Origin of the sequence: Pandoraea pulmonicola, assembly GCF_000815105.2 — a bacterium.
GTDB lineage: Bacteria > Pseudomonadota > Gammaproteobacteria > Burkholderiales > Burkholderiaceae > Pandoraea > Pandoraea pulmonicola.
On record NZ_CP010310.2, the window covers coordinates 2770188 to 2786828 of the forward strand.

At 64.7% G+C, this 16641-nt stretch carries 17 protein-coding genes; 11 read left to right on the forward strand and 6 right to left on the reverse strand.

Translation table 11 applies throughout. The annotated features are described in order from the left end of the window. The first annotated feature begins 3 nt into the window (after positions 1 to 3). The 7 genes from RO07_RS12180 (at position 4) to RO07_RS12210 (ending at position 6367) form a co-directional block, all read left to right on the forward strand. On the forward strand, positions 4 to 1542 hold the full coding sequence (locus tag RO07_RS12180; RefSeq protein ID WP_084072576.1) for a DUF2252 domain-containing protein: 1539 nt from the start codon (positions 4 to 6) through the stop codon (positions 1540 to 1542). 301 nt (positions 1543 to 1843) lie between these two features. Then, a complete protein-coding gene (locus tag RO07_RS12185; protein ID WP_039411030.1) occupies positions 1844 to 2767 on the forward strand; it encodes a BON domain-containing protein in 924 nt (307 codons plus the stop codon). A gap of 213 nt (positions 2768 to 2980) precedes the next feature. Continuing rightward, positions 2981 to 3343 carry a BON domain-containing protein gene (locus RO07_RS12190; RefSeq protein WP_039411033.1) on the forward strand — a complete coding sequence of 121 codons (363 nt, stop codon included), beginning with the start codon at positions 2981 to 2983 and terminating at the stop codon, positions 3341 to 3343. A 76-nt stretch (positions 3344 to 3419) separates the two neighbouring features. Continuing rightward, complete coding sequence (locus RO07_RS12195) at positions 3420 to 3845, forward strand: PRC-barrel domain-containing protein (protein ID WP_039411034.1); 426 nt, start codon at positions 3420 to 3422, stop codon at positions 3843 to 3845. Between the two features lie 307 nt (positions 3846 to 4152). Beyond that, positions 4153 to 4308, forward strand: a complete 156-nt coding sequence (locus RO07_RS12200; protein ID WP_072637024.1) for a DUF3309 family protein — start codon at positions 4153 to 4155, stop codon at positions 4306 to 4308. Positions 4309 to 4410: 102 nt separating this feature from the next. Then, positions 4411 to 4653, forward strand: a complete 243-nt coding sequence (locus tag RO07_RS12205; RefSeq protein WP_039411037.1) for a ChaB family protein — start codon at positions 4411 to 4413, stop codon at positions 4651 to 4653. 499 nt (positions 4654 to 5152) lie between these two features. Beyond that, positions 5153 to 6367: an MFS transporter gene (locus tag RO07_RS12210; RefSeq protein ID WP_039411038.1), complete on the forward strand. Its 1215-nt coding sequence runs from the start codon at positions 5153 to 5155 to the stop codon at positions 6365 to 6367. Here the strand turns inward: RO07_RS12210 and RO07_RS12215 are convergent. The 5 genes from RO07_RS12215 to arfB form a co-directional block, all read right to left on the reverse strand. Continuing rightward, a complete protein-coding gene (locus tag RO07_RS12215) occupies positions 6265 to 7689 on the reverse strand; it encodes an MATE family efflux transporter (RefSeq protein ID WP_084072577.1) in 1425 nt (474 codons plus the stop codon). The two genes, RO07_RS12210 and RO07_RS12215, sit on opposite strands and share 103 nt — an antisense overlap. Positions 7690 to 7854: 165 nt before the next feature. Beyond that, positions 7855 to 8421, reverse strand: a complete 567-nt coding sequence (locus tag RO07_RS12220; RefSeq protein ID WP_052267224.1) for a DUF2239 family protein — start codon at positions 8419 to 8421, stop codon at positions 7855 to 7857. 150 nt (positions 8422 to 8571) lie between these two features. Then, a complete protein-coding gene (locus RO07_RS12225) occupies positions 8572 to 9867 on the reverse strand; it encodes a type II toxin-antitoxin system HipA family toxin (protein WP_039411042.1) in 1296 nt (431 codons plus the stop codon). Then, positions 9864 to 10190: a helix-turn-helix transcriptional regulator gene (locus RO07_RS12230; protein WP_039411043.1), complete on the reverse strand. Its 327-nt coding sequence runs from the start codon at positions 10188 to 10190 to the stop codon at positions 9864 to 9866. The genes RO07_RS12225 and RO07_RS12230 overlap by 4 nt, the downstream gene beginning before the upstream one ends. Positions 10191 to 10301: 111 nt before the next feature. Continuing rightward, on the reverse strand, positions 10302 to 10721 hold the full coding sequence (arfB, locus tag RO07_RS12235) for an alternative ribosome rescue aminoacyl-tRNA hydrolase ArfB (RefSeq protein WP_039411045.1): 420 nt from the start codon (positions 10719 to 10721) through the stop codon (positions 10302 to 10304). A gap of 648 nt (positions 10722 to 11369) precedes the next feature. Here arfB and RO07_RS12240 point away from each other — a divergent pair. The 4 genes from RO07_RS12240 to RO07_RS12255 all read left to right on the forward strand — a co-directional run bounded on the left by RO07_RS12240 (position 11370) and on the right by RO07_RS12255 (position 14808). Further along, a complete protein-coding gene (locus tag RO07_RS12240) occupies positions 11370 to 11981 on the forward strand; it encodes a hypothetical protein (protein WP_052267225.1) in 612 nt (203 codons plus the stop codon). Positions 11982 to 12047: 66 nt separating this feature from the next. Further along, positions 12048 to 12629, forward strand: a complete 582-nt coding sequence (locus tag RO07_RS12245) for a hypothetical protein (RefSeq protein ID WP_147284503.1) — start codon at positions 12048 to 12050, stop codon at positions 12627 to 12629. A gap of 224 nt (positions 12630 to 12853) precedes the next feature. After that, positions 12854 to 13981, forward strand: coding sequence for a Dyp-type peroxidase (locus RO07_RS12250; protein WP_084072578.1), 1128 nt, complete (start codon positions 12854 to 12856; stop codon positions 13979 to 13981). Further along, positions 13978 to 14808 carry a family 1 encapsulin nanocompartment shell protein gene (locus tag RO07_RS12255; protein ID WP_039411047.1) on the forward strand — a complete coding sequence of 277 codons (831 nt, stop codon included), beginning with the start codon at positions 13978 to 13980 and terminating at the stop codon, positions 14806 to 14808. The genes RO07_RS12250 and RO07_RS12255 overlap by 4 nt, the downstream gene beginning before the upstream one ends. A 94-nt stretch (positions 14809 to 14902) precedes the next feature. On the opposite strand, the gene RO07_RS12260 is transcribed toward RO07_RS12255, so the two are convergent. After that, positions 14903 to 16600, reverse strand: coding sequence for a glycosyltransferase family 39 protein (locus tag RO07_RS12260; protein ID WP_039411048.1), 1698 nt, complete (start codon positions 16598 to 16600; stop codon positions 14903 to 14905). Positions 16601 to 16641: the final 41 nt, after the last annotated feature.

The following is a 16641-nucleotide window of genomic DNA, read 5'->3' on the forward strand; positions in this document are numbered from 1 at the left end:
GCCATGCTTCCCGTGTCGTCGTCCGCCAAGTCGTCCACCAAGTCGCCGACCCAATCGCCCACTCAGCCGTCTTCCCGGCGCACCCCGAGCGAGGAGCCGCTCGCCGATGCTGGCGCCACGGCCGCGCCGGCATCGCCGGTCGTTCCGTTCGAGTCCCGCGTGGCGGCAGGCCGCCAACTGCGCCAGAAGACGCCCCGCGGCGACCATGCCCATCTCGGCGATCTCGATCGCGACATCCTGGCGCTGCTGCGCACGAGCAGCGACGGTCGCGTCCCCGCGCTCGTGCCGCTGCGCTACGGCCGCATGCTGGCGTCGCCGTTCGCCTTCTTTCGCGGCAGCGCCATCGTGCAGGCGCACGATCTGGCGGGTACGCCGCACACCGGGCTCACGATGCAGATCTGCGGCGACTGCCATCTGGCCAATTTTGGCGGTTTCGCCACGCCCGAGCGCACGCTGATCTTCGATCTGAACGATTTCGACGAGACGGCGCCGGGGCCTTGGGAGTGGGATCTGAAGCGGCTGTGCGTAAGTCTGGTGCTGGCGGCCCGGCAATTCGGCTTTGGCGACACCCTGGGCGTGCAGATGGTGCGCGCGGCGGTCGACGCCTATGCCCGCCGTCTGGACGAGTACGCCCACATGTCGACGATCGCGCTCTGGCATGAGCAGATCACGTTCGAGCGCATGCTCGATCTCGCCGGAACGGACCGGGTGCGCGAGGGCGTGAAGCGCGGCATTGCTCGCGCGTCCGGGCGCACGCATGAAAACGTGCTGCCCAAGTTCGCCCAGCACGTCGGCGACCACTGGCTGATTCGGGACACGCCGCCAACGGTCTTTCACGTGCACGGCGCGACCACGCTGTTCGGCCCCGAAGACGACTGGCTGGGGCTCGGCGACTGGCGCACCATGTTCGCTCCCCTATATAAGAGCTATGTGAGTTCGCTGCCCGTCGATCGCGCCCGCATGCTGACAAGCTATACGCTGGAAGACCTGGCGTTCAAGGTCGTGGGCGTGGGCAGTGTCGGCACGCGCTGCCTGGTGTTGCTCATGATGGACACGCACGGGCAGCCGCTCTTCCTGCAGTTCAAGGAGGCCTCGAAGTCCGTGATCTCCCGCTACTTCCGCAGCACGACGCCGAAGCACGACGGGCGGCGCGTGGTTGAAGGCCAGCGCCTCATGCAGGCGGCGTCCGATGCGTTCCTCGGCTGGGCCAGCGGGCCGTTCGGGCGTTGCATCTACGGTCGTCAGTTGCGCGATATGAAGATCTCCGCACAGTTCGAACTCTTCCGCGCCGACGGATTTCGCGAATACGCCGGACTGTGCGGCTGGGTGCTGGCGCGCGCACATGCCAAGGCGGGCGGCTGTGCGCCGGAAATGGTCGGCTACGTGGGGAAAGGCGTACGGCTGGGCGAGGCGCTGATCCATTACGCGACCGGCTACGCCGATCAGGTCGAGCGCGACTACGAACTCTTTCGGAAGGCGTGCCGCGACGGCAGGCTGGAGGCGCGTACCGATGCTGACATGGCGGCGGACTTCATGGTCTGAGTGCGCTGCGTCACGAGTCGCGAACGCCTCCATGCCTCCATGTCTTCACGCAACTCATCGACGCACCGCTTATTGTTAGTGAATTGCTTTCGAAAAGTGCTGCAATTCGTTGATTCATAGGCGATTGCTTTTTTCAAACCCCCATCCTCCCGTGACGGCCTGCGGCTTGCCAGCATGCGCCTACACGTCTTTCAGACTCCGCCGATTCGCCTGACGAACCGAGCTATCTACAATCGATTTCAACAAGTCAGGTGTGCAAAACGGAAGCACGGAAGCACCGGCGGCAGCCAAGGAGTTTGTCATGGCGAAGCGCAATTCCCCGTCGCCCGGCAACGCGGACGAAGGGATGCAGAACGAGGAACACGTACTCACGCATGAAGATGGCGACGCCGAGACTGTCGGCGGCGGAGGGCAGGGATCGGACGCGTTGAACGGCCCCGAGGGGACGAATTCGGCGGCGTCGCATGAGTCCAGGCAGTCCGCGATGCGCAATGCGCAGACGGCACAGGCCGTCAGGCAGAGCGATCCGGCATGGCTGGGCGCCTCTCGCCCGAAGCGAGGCGCGCAGCAAAAGCCAAGCACGCAGACGCCGTCGAAGGCACAGGCCGGAAATCCTGGCGGCGCTCGCAGTGGGCACGGGTATGCCCCGGAGATTGCCCATGGTGAGGAAAGCGGCTACGGTCCGGGCGACGCCCCCCCGGGCGAACACCCGCGGTTCGGGCGGCAGAGTGGCTATGGCCCTCATGACGATTACGCGGGCACGGGCCGAAACGCTGCCGGTCACGTGCCTTCGCCACCCAGCCCGACGCAATCGCGACGCGTGGTATGGCCGGAAGGGACGGTTGGCGCGCCGGGCGATGAGCAGACTTCGGCGAGAGCGGGCTTGCGCGGTACGTCGCAGCATACGACGTCCCTGCCCGTGCAGGCAGGCTCCCGCGGCGCCTCGTCGGCTCCTTCAGGCGACGCCGACGATGCCGTCCTGCGCGACGCGGTCCGCAAGGCGCTGCGCGATGCGTGGGATCTCGACGTGTCGAGGGTCGAAGTCTCCGTGAGAGGCGGGCGGGTGCTGCTGACAGGCGCCGTGCCCGAGCGATCGATGCAGCATGTCGTCGAGACCGTCGTGGCCAAGGTGGCGGGGGTGATCGGCGTCGACAACCAGTTGCACGAGCGTCGCGAGAAGCCGATGAGCCGTCCGGGCGAGAGCCAGGAAGGTCACAAGATCTGACGCCGTTCGCACGCACCACTGAATACCTGGCAGGGCCGCGACACGGTACGCACCGTGCATCGGGCCTGCCGGAGCAGGCAAGGCCGGACATCTCCGGACGAGGGGATGTATCACCTAGGACTCGTTCGTCGCTGGGCGCCGCACATGACGTGCTGAAGGTGACGCCCACGGCAGAAATGCCAACGATGCGACGACATTTTCGGGAGGTCATCAATGAAACGATCCAATCTGCTCAAACTCGTCATGGCGGGTGCGCTCGCCACTACCGGCATCGCGGCTCACGCACTGGATCAGGGCGGCATCATCAAGATCGCCGACGAGGCCGGCGCGAGTGGCGTGATGAAGGACACGGGCCGCAAGATCGACGACTCGGCGCTGACGGCCAAGATCAAGGGCGCGCTGCTTGCCAAGAAGGACGTGCCGTCGACCAAGGTGCACGTGACCACCCGCAACGGCGTGGTGCATCTGACAGGTTCGGTGCCGCAATCGGCGCAGAAGACGCTCGTCGTGGACACGGTCAAGGGCGTCGATGGCGTCGTCGACGTGAAGGACGATCTCAAGGTCGCGGAAAAGTGACCGCATTCGCGCCACGCGTAGCCGGCGTGCGTGCTGCACGCCGTCGATACCACTGGACGAAGGAGGAATCATGACCATGCATACCAGCCGCAGCGTCACGTCGCAGTCGGGCGCCCGCATCGTCGGTACCAGCCACAAATTGCCCGACGGCCCGGGCCCGTCGGTCATGGCGGCCGACTCTCTCGATGCGGAAGATGTCGTGAACGTCGCCGGGGAGAGTCTCGGCAAGGTCAAGCACATCATGCTCGATGTGCAGCGCGGCACCGTCGCCTATGCGGTGCTGTCGTTCGGCGGGTTTCTCGGCATGGGCGACAAGCTGTTCGCCATTCCATGGCATGCCCTGCAGCTCGACGTGGAGAACAAGCGCTTCATTCTCGACATCGACAAGGAAGCCCTCAAGAAAGCGCCTGGTTTCGACAAGGATCACTGGCCGAGCATGGCCGATCTGCAATGGGCCGAGCAGGTGCATACGTATTACACCGTCGACCCTTACTGGCATTGAGCCGGGCAGGACGTTGCCCATGCCGAGCCAAACCGGCATCTGCCGGCGCTTGCAGGGCCACCGGCTGAGGGCGCATTTGCCCGAGCCTTTCGATCCGGGCAAGCCGCCGGGAACGCCGCCGCCGAAGTCGCCGCCCGATGAGGACGAGCCACCCCCGGCGCCCCCGCCCGACAGGCCGCTCGACCCGCCGGTGGAAGAGCCGCCTGTCAGGCCGCCAGGCAAATATGTCGGGCGTCGGAGTACGCGAGTCGTGAGGGCGCGGGAGCAGGCGCTCCACTAACCGTCGGATCGACAAGGGAGGAAAGTCATGCTTGGCACCATCTTGTTGATTGTTTTGATCCTGCTGTTGATTGGCGCGATACCGGCCTGGCCGTACAGCCGGGGGTGGGGCTACTACCCGTCCGGCGGCATCGGGCTTGTCGTGCTCATCGTCGTGTTGCTGGTGCTGATGGGGCACATATGACCGGCGGCGCTTCGGCCCGCGGGCCGCGGCGCCAGTCGGCATCGCAACCGGATCCATGGTCCCCGGACGACGTTCGGGAGCCGCGTGCAAGGAGACATCGCCATGCCGTATCACCAAACGCGTGAGTTGCCTGCAAGTGTCAAGAACCACTTGCCCGCACATGCGCAAGAGATCTACCTCAAGGCGTTCAACGCTGCCTGGGACGAATACAAGGAGCCCGCCGAGCGGCGTGGCCACGAGTCGCGCGAGGAAGCTGCGCACAAGGTCGCGTGGGGCGCCGTGAAGAAGACTTACGAAAAGGATGAATCGTCAGGGAGGTGGCACGAGAAGAAGCGTCACCACTGACGACGGATTCCGAAGCGCGGTGCGAACGACGCGGCCCCAAAGGCGGGCTGCGCAGTTGCAGCGTGCCGTGCTTCGTCGACCCCCGATACGATTGCATCCGGTACCCGCATCCGGAGCGCAACCGTAGATTGCCGGCCCACCCACTGGGTCGGCTTTTTTGCGACGTCGTTGTCCCGTCGTTGTCGACTGCCGTCGACTTCCCGAGACGGTCAAGCGTTCGGAAACAGGGATATTGCGTCGCAAGGCACCGTCTGGGGTGCGAGGCTACAAGCGGCGTCCAATGTGAAATTTGTCGATGCTGCGTTGCAGCGCGTGTTCGGCAGGATTGCGGCCGTTGGCGTAGAATCGGCATCCTCGAGCGGGGCTGCCGTGATGGACCGCAACGGCGGATGCACCGTCGTTCCGGCGGTCAGTCGATACGGTACAGCGCCCGACGCCGTTTTCCTGTCCCTGCCGACAACCTTGCCAGTCTCGTGCTGGCTGTCACTGCCGAATTCCAATGAGTGCCCCCCAAGTCCTGCCCGCCGAGGCGGCCGAAGCGTTGCCCCCGTCGTCAATTCCCGTGTGGTTGTCGTTCGTCGCGTTGGCGATGGGCGGTTTCGGTATCGGCACGGGTGAGTTCGTCATCATGGGCCTGCTGCCCGACGTTGCCCGCGATCTGCACATCACCATTCCGCAGGCCGGTCACGCCATCAGTACCTATGCGCTTGGCGTTGTCATCGGCGCGCCGCTGCTGGCGGTGCTCGGTGTGCGTTTGCCGCGTCGCGCGTTCCTGATCGCCCTCATGGCGATGTTCTCGATCGGCAATATCGCCAGTGCCCTGGCGCCGAACTACCTGACGCTCATCGGGTTGCGTTTCCTGAGCGGCTTGCCGCACGGCACCTACTTCGGCGTGGCGTCGCTCGTTGCCGCCTCGCTGGTGCCGTCGCATCGTCGAGTCCATGCGGTCGGGCAGGTCATGCTCGGTCTCACGCTGGCCACGCTCTTTGGCGTGCCGCTCGCGGCCGGTCTCGGTCAGTGGCTCGGATGGCGCGCGGCATTCGTGCTGGTCGGCGCGATCGGTGCGCTTACCGCGTTCATGGTCTGGCGCTGGGTGCCGAACGTGCCCGCGCCGCACGGGGCAAGCCCGCTGCGTGAGCTGAGCGCGCTGCGCAGTTCGCAGGTCTGGCTCACGCTCGGCATCGGCGCCATCGGCTTCGGCGGCATGTTCGCCGTATTCAGCTATATCAAGCCGACGCTCATGCAGGTGGCGGGTGTGCCCGAAGCCTGGGTACCGTTCTACCTGGCGCTCTTCGGTGTCGGCATGGTGGCCGGCACGATCGTCGGGCCGCGTCTGGTGGCCGCCGCCTCGCTCATGCGCGCCATCGGCGGCACGTTGATCTGGTCGGCGCTGCTGCTGGGCGCATTCACGTTCACGTCGTCGAGCCCCTGGCTCGCCGGGATCAACGTGCTGGCCATCGGCACGATCATCATCATCGGCCCGGCCTTGCAGATTCGTCTGATGGACGTCGCGGGCGAGGCGCAGACGCTCGCGGCGGCGCTCAATCATTCGGCCTTCAACATGGCGAACGCCGCCGGCGCATGGCTCGGCGGCGTAGCGATCACGGCGGGCTACGGCTGGACGTCGACCGGCTGGGTCGGCGCCTTGCTGTCATGTGCCGGCATGCTCATGTTCGTCTGGGCCCGGTATGACGCGCGCCGGAAGGCGCGATAACACAGTCCCTGCATGGCGAGCATTGCCACGAACGCGAGCGGATACGCCCACCAGATGCCGGTGAGCCCGGCGATGCGCTCGAAGAGCAGGGCGGCCGGGACTTCGATGCCCAGCAGGCCGATCACGCCGATCAGCGCTGGAATCCACACCGTGCCGCTGGCCCGCATGGCGCCGACCATGATGACCGCCATGCCCATCGCCGGCACGCTCCAGGCCACGATGTAGAGCAGGTGCGTGGCGAGCGACAGCACTTCCGCATCCGTCAGGAAAGCGCGCATGATCGTGGGCGCGGCCAGGTAGATCAAGACGGTCAACGCGCCGGTCAGCCCGAGGTTGCACAGAAAGCCTGTTCGCACGATGGCGCCGACTCGTTCCCGGCGACCCGCACCGATGGCATGGGCGCAGAGAATCGACGCCGTGATGCCGAGCGTCATGACCGGTAGCTGGAGCCAGCTCATCACTTGCGTGACGGCCCCATAGGCGGCCGTCGCGTTCGCGCCGTGTCGGTTGACCATGCCCAGCAATGCCATTTCCGCGATCGCCATCGTCAGCATCTGCATGGCGGCCGGCACGCCGAAGCGCAGGATGCCGCGTACCAGGGCCGGTTGCCAGCGGACCGCCCGCCAGAGGTCTGCCCCCGGCGCCAGCGGATGTTCCTTGCGGCGCCAGTGACACGCCATCCAGACCAGGGCGATGCTGAATGCGAGCAATGTCGACGCGGCGGCGCTCGCCACGCCCAGACGGGGAAACGGTCCCCAGCCAAAGATGAACGCCGGCGTCAGGGCAAGCGACAGCAGCGTCGCGATCAATAGCGTGAACAGTGGTGAGACGGCGTCGCCCGTGCCACGGCTCATCGAGGTCGTCAGCCACAGCAGGAAAACGATGGGCATGCCGATGAGCATCCAGCGCGCGTAGGATGTGGCGGCGTCGAGCACGCGGGCCGGGGTGCCCAGCGCCTGCATGAGCGGCGAGGCGAACAGCCCACCGAACAGGCTGACGACGATACCGATCGCGAACATCATCACCAGCGCGGTGCCTGCGATATTGCGCACCTGTGGAAGATCCCGCGCGCCCCACGCCCGACCGATCATGACCGTCGCGCCGGCCGACAGACCGATCACGATAGCCAGCAAAAAGAAGAACACGGGAAAGAACGCCGAGGCGGCGGCAATCGCGTCGGTGCCGATCAGATGCCCGAGATAAATGCCGTCGACCGTGCCTGCGATCGACTGCAGCGCGTTGGTCAACATCATCGGCACGGCGATCATCAGCCAGGTACGCCACAGCGCTGGCGGGGGCGAGGTAGAGGTAGGCGAAGTCATGAGGTAGGTTCCTTGTGTTCGATCCTGAAGTTCATGGGGTTCGATGGGGTCGGGTAGGGCTCAACCCGAAGCACCCGGCAAAGCGGCGCCCATCTGGCGCGATGGCTGGAAATCGGGGGAGAGCGCGGCGCGCAACGCTGTGTCCGCGCCGCCAAGGCGACGGCGCTACATACCGGCGTCGACCAGGTCGTCAGTCGAGGCGAGGCGCAGTACGTGCGTGCGCACGTCCTCGGGCCAGTTGGCGATACGGGCGCTCAAGGCTTCCGGATCGTTCGCAAACAACGCGCGCGACGCTTCTTCGAAGTTCGGCAGATCGCCGGCGATCGTCGACATGAAACGGTACGCACGCTCCTGCGCCCGGCGCTGCAAATCGCGTCCGGCGTGCCGGCGACGCGCCTCGTCGACGAGTTTGCGCAGCGCAACGGAAGCCCCGCCCGGCTGATCGGCCAGCCAGTCCCAGTGGCGGGGCAGCAGCGTCACCTCACGGGAAACGACACCCAGCCTGGGGCGGCCACGCCCTTTGGCCGGGGCTTCTCCCGTTGCGGATGGCGCGGCTGCGGCAGGCGCGGGATAGCGTGCACGAATCTCGGCGGCCGAGCCGCGTACGTCCACATCCCGCGTGTCGCCGCGCAGGTCGTCGAAGATGAATACCGAGGCATGCGGGTCGGCGATCATCGCTTGCTGGAAGGCAATGGCGGCGTCCGCGAGCGAACCCGATGCGATGCGACGCATATCGCGAAAAACGGTGAAACCGAGGGGATGGGGTGGCACGGCGGACTCCGCTGGCGAACGAGTAATGTCAATACCGGCGAATATTACCCGGGCATTATTTGAAATGCAATATCACCCGGGTAATATTTTTCGATGTTCGCGGTGTCGGGGTCAAGCCGTCAAGGCGACGCCGCCATTCAGTCGTTCGAGCACGGTGGCGCGCACGGGGCCGGGGGCGTCGTCGAGCAGCGCGGGCCAACGAGACCGCGCTTCGCGCACGGTCTCGCGAGCAATCGTCATCAGCCGGCCCACGCGCAGCAACCCGGCGCCTTTCAGCAAACCTTCAAGGGCGCTCCAGTCGAACGCACGCAGCGTCTTGTCGATGGCGCGGTTCACGCCGTAGTGCGAGGCGGGCACGTCATGGAAGAAGGCGGCGACGCAGACCGGGTCGTACACCGGCGCGAGTTGCGGCGTGCGGGCGTCGGGGTAGGTCAGCGCCCAGTTCTTCAGATGGGCATCGGTGTTGCCCAGCAGAATGAAGGCGATCAGACGCCGCAGGAACTCGCGCACGTCGCGCACTGGCTGCGCCGAGAGCTGGTCGAGCACGCGCAGCATCGTCGTGTAGTCGATGTCGAGACCGCGGCCGTATTTGCTGCGCGGCGGGTATTGCAGCACCTGCGCAAACTCTTCCATATGCACACGGCGTCCGTCGGGCAGCCGGTCGAAGCGCGGCACCGCGAGAATGTGCTCGAAGGGCACCTGCTCGGGGAGTTCGGCATCGTGTCGTGAGATGATCTCGGCCTTCGCGCAATCGAGTTCGAGCGCGCCGCACAACCGATAGCCCGTGAATTCGTTCTGGACGAGATCCGGGTGCCGCGTGGTCGGCAACTTGAGGATGACCGAGCCCGCCCGCCCGTGGCGCTTGACGATGTAGCGACGCCCGTCGCGAATGGCCGAGAACTTCGTCACGACCCCGGGCAGCGACGCCGCATCTTCCACCGGCGTATCGACGAAGCCGGGTTCTACCATCTCCAGCCCGAGTGCCGTGTGCCAGCGATGCACGACATCCGGCACGCCTTCGCGTGCAGGCACCGGCTCGACTTCCAGAGCGCCCATCAAGTCGTGGCCGGCGGCGGCGAGCAGTTCGAACTCGTCGTCCGGGCTGCAGCGACGCTCGGCCGCCAGCCGTTCACGGTTGTGGCCCTCGGGCAGCAGATTCTCGAAATACACCGGCCAGCGGCCGTCGGTGCGCACCAGCCGGGCGTCCTGCCGCGAGGCCAGAATTTCGCGGGTGGCTGTCTCGCTCGCGCCGCGATACGCGAGCGAGAGCGTTGGGCGCTGTGCGTCGGCGATGTAATCCTCGTCGAACGACATGCGCAAGATGTCGCCGTACTGCGAGAGATAGCCGATAGGGCGTCGCGAGCCGTCAGGCTGATGGAGGTACGCGCGCAGGTATTTGATGTTCATTGGCGTAGACCGGCCGAGGGCGAGCCCGGCAGGCCGAGCGTCTCGACGATGGAAGGCGGCGCGGACACGCCACTCGGCTGGGCGAGGTACTTGCCGCCGGAACGAAGGAAGGCCTCGACTTCCTGGCGCAGGCCGGCCGGCACGAGCATGGGTTCGAGTCCGAGGGCGCGCGCCATTTCCAACACGGTCGAGATGCGCGGATCGAGCACACCGGACTCCGCCTTTTGCACCGTCATGCGGGACAGGCCCGACCGGTCGGCAAGCTCGGCCTGCGTCAGTCCGGCGTCCTTGCGTGCGGCGATGAGAGGTTCCATGAAGCTCATGATAGTAAGCTTTTTCGTAGAAATGATGCTTAATCTTAGCATCTCGCAAAAGCACTTGCCATAAAAAGCTAATAAAAAATATCTTTCATGGCAAAAAGATAATCATGATTATCATTGCTCGTCCCGACTTCCACGAACCTTGCCGCGGGAGGCCTTGAGACGCGATCGCACCTGTTTGGCGTCCCGGCGACGGACTTGACTGGCGAGCGTCGGTCGCGTGGCGACACGCCGGCGCGGCGCCACAGCCGCGGCATCGACAAGTGCCTGGAGGCGGGCCAGGGCGTCGGCCCGGTTGAGTTCCTGCGATCGATGTTGCTGGGCCTTGATGACGATCACGCCCTCCTGGGTAATGCGGTGATCGAGTCGCGCGAGCAGCCGCGATTTGACCTCGTCCGGCAGCGACGAGCGCATGACGTCGAAACGCAGGTGAATGGCGCTGGAGACTTTGTTGACGTTCTGACCTCCCGCGCCTTGAGCACGCATGGCGGTCAGTTCGACGTCTTCGGGAGCAATAGGAATGCGACGGTTCATAAGGCAAGCATAACGTTCCCGACGTGCCGCTCACAAGCGCCTAACCGCGCTGCCGGTGCGAAGTCATGCCGTCCGCCGCCTCAATACGGAGATGGTCGCGGGGGCGGCGATCGTCTGGAGAATCGTCGTGGTCACGGGGCCGGCACTGTGCGATTTCGTTCGGAAAACGAAATTGAAGGAGGTGACATCGACGTGCAAGGGGGGGGCGATAATTCAGAATGGTGATTCGGATTGCAAATTGACAGGAAAAACGGAATCGTTTAAATGGATTGAAAATCGCTCGAAAGTTGAAAGTAATTTTGTAACAAAATGTATCTTTGCGACGCACTGCCGTGCATTGGTTCCAGTTGAAGCTAGAGGAACTTTGACTTGAATCAAATGGCGATGAATTTCTTGAGGTGATTGTGATGTTAAGGCCGATGGCAAGGCTGTCCGTGGGTAATTTTAGTTACATGAGGGGCTCTTTTATTTGGGCATGCAAATTAAAATGATGTTGCGCGCTTGAATTATTTTGTTACTATCCAACGGAAACGTCAGGGTTAATAAAAACTCGTGAGTTTCCGATTTTTTGGTTTGGATAATTAAACAAATAGCGATCCCGGGAGCGGGACTCGCCTGCATTCATACATCAATAACAAGGGATTCACCATGAAGCTTCGGCAAGCCATGATTCTGGCCGGTCTGTTGTCGTTGGGGACGGTAGTGCACGCTGAGGAGGCGACGCGACCGGCGCCGATTGTCGCGGGGGACGTCGTCGAATTCCGCACCACGCTGCTCGGCGTCGATGCAAAGAAGCGCACCATCCAGGTCGCGGACGACTACGGTAAGCCGGTCACCTTTATCGTCGGCCCCGATGTGAAGAACTTCGAGCAAATGCGCAAGGGCGACAAGGTCGTCGTTGCCTATGAGCGCTCCGTCGCCATTTCCGTGGCGCCGGGCGACGGTGTCCGGAGTCGGATCGTGACCGAAGGCGCCGATCGTGCGGCGCCAGGCCAGCGTCCGGCGGCCGACGTGGCGCGCAACCTGACGGTCGTGGCGACCGTGCAGAGAATCGATCGCAAGGCGAACGTCATCACGTTGCGTGGCCCATCGCGCACGGTGGACATGGCCGTCGAGGATCCGAAGCTGCTCGAAGGCGTGAAGGTGGGCGACGCCGTGACGGTGAATTACACCGAAGCGGTTGCCGTGGCCGTTACGCAGGACCCGAGCGCCAAGCGCAAGTGGGTGCCGCCCGTTCCAGGCCCCGCTCCGAAGCCCTGAGGCCCCGAGGCCTCCCTCGCCCCCCCGAGGCCCCCCAAAAAAATCGGCATGCACCCGGAGATCGCTATGGCAAGGTCTGCCTTGAAGTTCGACGATGCAACCCATGCTGCTTTGCTGGCCGCAGCGCGTGACGCAGATGCGGCACATCCTCACAACAATCCCGCATTTCTTGACGCGTTCCTGTCGGATGTGTGGAAAGTCACGTACCGGATTTATGGGGCGCAGACGTATCTGCGTTTCATGGCGCAGGCTGGTCTGGCGCGTCGCCCCAGTGCCGGTACGGTACAGAAGGCCATCGTTCGTGCGCGCTCGATCTACGGAATTCCGGTGGTGCCCGCGTTCGGTGCGTTGCCCGTGGTCGGCCAGTCCGCCTGGGCCCGGCAACTGGAGCAGAATCTGGCGCGTGCGATCACGTTGCTGGACGCCATGCCCGAGAGCCACCATTCAACGAACGGCGCCGTGACCGACGTGGCCGACGCCGTGCGGCGCGTGCAGTACCTAGAGCAAGAGAACCTGGAGTTGCGCGCGCGGCTGGCGCAGATGGCTGCGGCAGCGGCCTATGCGCGCGAAGCGCTGGGCGAAACGCTAACCGTTTTTGCCCCGCACGCCGCGCACCACACCGGTGCCGACGGCCTTCAAGGCGCCTGACGGGCGAACGACGTTGGCGAAGCGGCGCTCTCGAGCGGGGCGAGGCGCCATTGAACGCCGTGCGAAGCTTTTCACGTGGGGTTGAGCAAGGGAGTGGCATATTGCGGTGCGTTGCGTTATAAACTTAACGCACCAAAAGTCGCCGCCCGATAGCCTACGGTCTGCCGTTCGACCCGAGGCCGCGTGCGCAGGCGCCAAGAACCTCAGCCCCACGCAGGAAAGTAATGATCGAACGTCCGTCGCCTCCCCCGGATCCTCAGCCCGTTTCGGGCACCGTCACCCGTAGTGCTATTTTTCTCGTCGCGACCGTGCGCGCCGACGAAGCCGCGCATGCGGCCGTGCGGGGCTGGTGCGCCGACGTTGCCGCCTATGTCCGCTCGGTCGGCAAGCGTGTGCCCTCCGGCAACCTGTCGTGTGTGGTGGGCTTCAGCGATGGCGCCTGGGACCGTCTGTTCGGCGCCCCGCGGCCTGTCGAACTGCATCCGTTCCGCGAGTTCGGTGCGGGCAAGCGCCATGCGCCGGCAACGCCCGGCGACCTGCTGCTGCATATCCGTGCCGACCAGATGGACCTGTGCTTCGATCTGGCCACGCTCATGCTCGGCAAGCTGGGCGACGCCGTGACCGTGGTCGATGAGGTGCATGGTTTCCGCTACTTCGACATGCGCGCCATGATCGGTTTCGTCGACGGCACCGAGAACCCGGAGGGACAGGAGGCGCTCGAGTTCACCGTCATGGGCGACGAGGATCCCGAATTCGCCGGTGGCAGCTATGTGCTCGTGCAGAAATACCTGCACGACATGACTGGCTGGAACGCGCTGCCGATCGAGGCACAGGAGCGCATCATCGGGCGCACCAAGCTCTCGGACGTCGAGTTCGACGAGGGCGTGAAGCCGAGCTGGTCGCACAGCGCGCTCACCACGCTCGAAGAAAACGGCAAGGAAATCAAGATCCTGCGTGACAATATGCCGTTCGGCCGACCCGGCTCGGCGGAGTTCGGCACGTACTTCATCGGCTACGCTCGTTCGCCCGCGCCCATCGAGCAGATGCTGGAGAACATGTTCGTGGGCCGTCCGCCCGGCAACTACGACCGTCTGCTCGACTTCAGCACGGCGGTGACCGGCGGCCTGTTCTTCGTGCCGTCGGCGCTGCTGCTCGAGGCGCTTGCCGAGCGCGAGCCCGAAGCGGTGGCCGCAGCTGGCCCGTCCGCCATCAAGACACTGCTCGACACCGATACGCCGACGCCGGCCAACGCGGTACTCGACGTAACGGTTTCCTCTCTTACGAATGCGGGCCCCGACGCGTCGGCCGGCTCGCTGAATATCGGATCGCTCAAAGGAGTTTCTCAGGCATGAACAACCTGCATCGCGCACTTGCCCCCATTTCGAACGCCGCGTGGGAACAGATCGAAGAAGAAGTGGCGCGCACGTTCAAGCGTACCGTCGCTGCCCGGCGCGTGGTCGACGTGAAAGGACCGGGGGGACTCGCGCTCGCCGGGGTGGGCACCGGGCACCAGAAGGCGATCGATGCGCCGCTCGACGGCGTGGCCGCGCGTCAGCGCGAGGTGATGCCGCTCGTGGCGCTGCGCGTGCCGTTCGAACTCTCGCGCGAAGCCATCGACGACGTCGAGCGCGGCGCCAACGATTCGGACTGGCAACCGGCCAAGGATGCGGCGATCAAGCTCGCCTATGCCGAAGACCGTGCCATCTTCGACGGCTACCGGGCGGCGGGCATCACGGGCGTGCGCCAGGGCACGTCGAACCCGGTGCTGCCGTTGCCGCAGAACATCGCCGATTATCCGACCGTGATCGCCAAGGCGCTCGAGCAACTGCGCCTGGAAGGGGTGGACGGTCCGTACAGCGTGCTGCTGGGTGCCGATGCCTACACGGCCGTGGCCGAGGCGAACGATCAGGGTTATCCGATTCTCGAGCACATCGGCCATATCGTGAGCGGCGAGATCATCTGGGCGCCGGCCATCGACGGCGGCTGCATCCTTTCCACGCGCGGCGGCGACTTCGAGATGCACATCGGTCAGGATGTTTCGATCGGCTATCTCGACCACACGGCGAGCACCGTCCGTCTGTACCTGGAAGAGACGTTCACGTTCCTGATGCTGACGGCCGAAGCCAGCGTCCCGGTCGGTCAGGCAAAACCTGTGGATGGCAAGAAGAAGGCCAAGTAACTCTGGCGGGAAAAGGAAAATGGCTGAGGGCGATGTCTTGCCCTCAGCCATTCTTGTTTGACTGCCTGAATGGCGCGTGAGAGCGCCTTACCTGCTATTGAGTCACTGGCTTCTCGATGATCACGCGCCGGTCGTCGCGCGCGATGACCTTCATCGGCAGGCCGAGCGTCTCGAGCACCGTGAACTTCTCCGGATCGACCAGCGCAAGCGCCTTCGGCGCGGACATCCAGACCTCGGCGAACTTGTCGAGCGTCGGGATCCAGCTGTCGGGTGCCTGCGAAATGCCGAATTCGAGTTCATCCTGCACGGCCACCATGGTCATCGGTTGGCGCAGGTAGTACGGCATCGTGTGATCGAGCGTGCCGACTGAGTAAAACGGTGCGTCAGGGCCCAGACGTTCCATCTCCGCCCGCACGGCCGGCACCAGATCGATACCCGAACTGCCGCGTCCGAATGCCTCGTGCCCTGAGCCGCCAATCATCGTGAATGCGAACCACGTCGCCGCGAACGCGATGAGCGCCTGCTTCGTGCTGCGCCGGGCAAGCCAGTGCGTCACGCCAATGCCGATCAGACCGACGATGCTCGCGGCATACAGGTAATAGGTGAACTCCCGGTACACCGCGACCGGATTGTGCCGGTCCGAGTGATGCGAGAGGAACACCAGGCCTGCCACGATCGCGGCCACGAACAGCACGGCGGAGACGATGAGATGCTTGCGCAGCGTCTCGCGCGTCAGCCCCGCCAGGCCAATGCCCAGCAGCAGTGCGATCGCGGGAGCCACCGGCAGCACATACGAAATGAGCTTCGAGTGCGAGATCGAGAAGAAGCAGAAGATGAAGATGGCCCAGACTGCGAGCATCAGCACTGGACGGAAGCCATTCGCCTGCCGCGGCAGGGCGCGCGAGGCCGACAATATGCGCGTCGACATCGACAGCCACGGCAGGAAGCCGACGATCAGCACCGGCACGAAGTACCACAACGCACCGGGGCGATGGTGATCCGGCTTGAGGAAGCGGTTGAAGTGCTCGTTGATGAAGAAGAAGTCGAAGAACGACGGGTTGCGCGCCATCACGGCGGCGAACCACGGCACGGTGACGGCCAGCAGCACGATCAGCCCGCTTGCGATGTGCAGACGCTTCCACAACGCCCAATCGCGCGCGATCAGCGTGTAGATCACCAGCACCGCGCCTGGCAGCACCACGCCGATCAGACCTTTGCTCAGGATCGACAACCCCATCGCCGCCCAGCACAGCCACATCCAGTTGCGCGTCTGCGCGTCCGTCAGCCCGGGGCGCTGCGCGAGCAGCAGCGAACACAGCACGAGCGCCATCATGAACGACAGGCCCATGTCGAGCACGTTGAAGTGGCCCAGCAGACTCCACAGCGGCGCGCTTGCCAGCGTGAGGGCAGCGAAGAAGCCCGCACGCGCGCCGAACACGCGGCGGCCGGTGTAGCCCACGAGCAGCACGCCGGCAAAACCCGTCAGCGCCGTCCACAGACGCGCCTGCCAGTCGCCGAGGCCGAAGACCATGAACGTGAGGGCGTTCATCCACGTCTGCAGGGGCGGTTTTTCGAAGTACAGGTAGCCGTTGTAGCGCGGCGTGACCCAATCGCCCGTGGCCAGCATTTCGCGCGCCATTTCGGCGTAGCGGCCTTCGTCGCTGGGAACCAGGTGGCGAAGGTTCAGCACGCCGAACCAGACGAGCGCGAACATCGCGACCAGCCAGAGCAGGGCGGCGGGGGAGATCGGCCAGGGTTCCAACCCGGCGTCACGTTGAGGGCGTGTGGACATGGATGCGAGGCTTCCGGACTTTGAGTTGACGAAGAATTGAA

Coding starts and splice junctions, on each gene's coding strand:
- RO07_RS12180 (WP_084072576.1), top strand. CDS start 4: ATGCTTCCCGTGTCGTCGTCCGCCAAGTCGTCCACCAAGTCGCCGACC.
- RO07_RS12185 (WP_039411030.1), top strand. CDS start 1,844: ATGGCGAAGCGCAATTCCCCGTCGCCCGGCAACGCGGACGAAGGGATG.
- RO07_RS12190 (WP_039411033.1), top strand. CDS start 2,981: ATGAAACGATCCAATCTGCTCAAACTCGTCATGGCGGGTGCGCTCGCC.
- RO07_RS12195 (WP_039411034.1), top strand. CDS start 3,420: ATGCATACCAGCCGCAGCGTCACGTCGCAGTCGGGCGCCCGCATCGTC.
- RO07_RS12200 (WP_072637024.1), top strand. CDS start 4,153: ATGCTTGGCACCATCTTGTTGATTGTTTTGATCCTGCTGTTGATTGGC.
- RO07_RS12205 (WP_039411037.1), top strand. CDS start 4,411: ATGCCGTATCACCAAACGCGTGAGTTGCCTGCAAGTGTCAAGAACCAC.
- RO07_RS12210 (WP_039411038.1), top strand. CDS start 5,153: ATGAGTGCCCCCCAAGTCCTGCCCGCCGAGGCGGCCGAAGCGTTGCCC.
- RO07_RS12215 (WP_084072577.1), bottom strand. CDS start 7,689: ATGACTTCGCCTACCTCTACCTCGCCCCCGCCAGCGCTGTGGCGTACC.
- RO07_RS12220 (WP_052267224.1), bottom strand. CDS start 8,421: ATGCGTCGCATCGCATCGGGTTCGCTCGCGGACGCCGCCATTGCCTTC.
- RO07_RS12225 (WP_039411042.1), bottom strand. CDS start 9,867: ATGAACATCAAATACCTGCGCGCGTACCTCCATCAGCCTGACGGCTCG.
- RO07_RS12230 (WP_039411043.1), bottom strand. CDS start 10,190: ATGAGCTTCATGGAACCTCTCATCGCCGCACGCAAGGACGCCGGACTG.
- arfB (WP_039411045.1), bottom strand. CDS start 10,721: ATGAACCGTCGCATTCCTATTGCTCCCGAAGACGTCGAACTGACCGCC.
- RO07_RS12240 (WP_052267225.1), top strand. CDS start 11,370: ATGAAGCTTCGGCAAGCCATGATTCTGGCCGGTCTGTTGTCGTTGGGG.
- RO07_RS12245 (WP_147284503.1), top strand. CDS start 12,048: ATGGCAAGGTCTGCCTTGAAGTTCGACGATGCAACCCATGCTGCTTTG.
- RO07_RS12250 (WP_084072578.1), top strand. CDS start 12,854: ATGATCGAACGTCCGTCGCCTCCCCCGGATCCTCAGCCCGTTTCGGGC.
- RO07_RS12255 (WP_039411047.1), top strand. CDS start 13,978: ATGAACAACCTGCATCGCGCACTTGCCCCCATTTCGAACGCCGCGTGG.
- RO07_RS12260 (WP_039411048.1), bottom strand. CDS start 16,600: ATGTCCACACGCCCTCAACGTGACGCCGGGTTGGAACCCTGGCCGATC.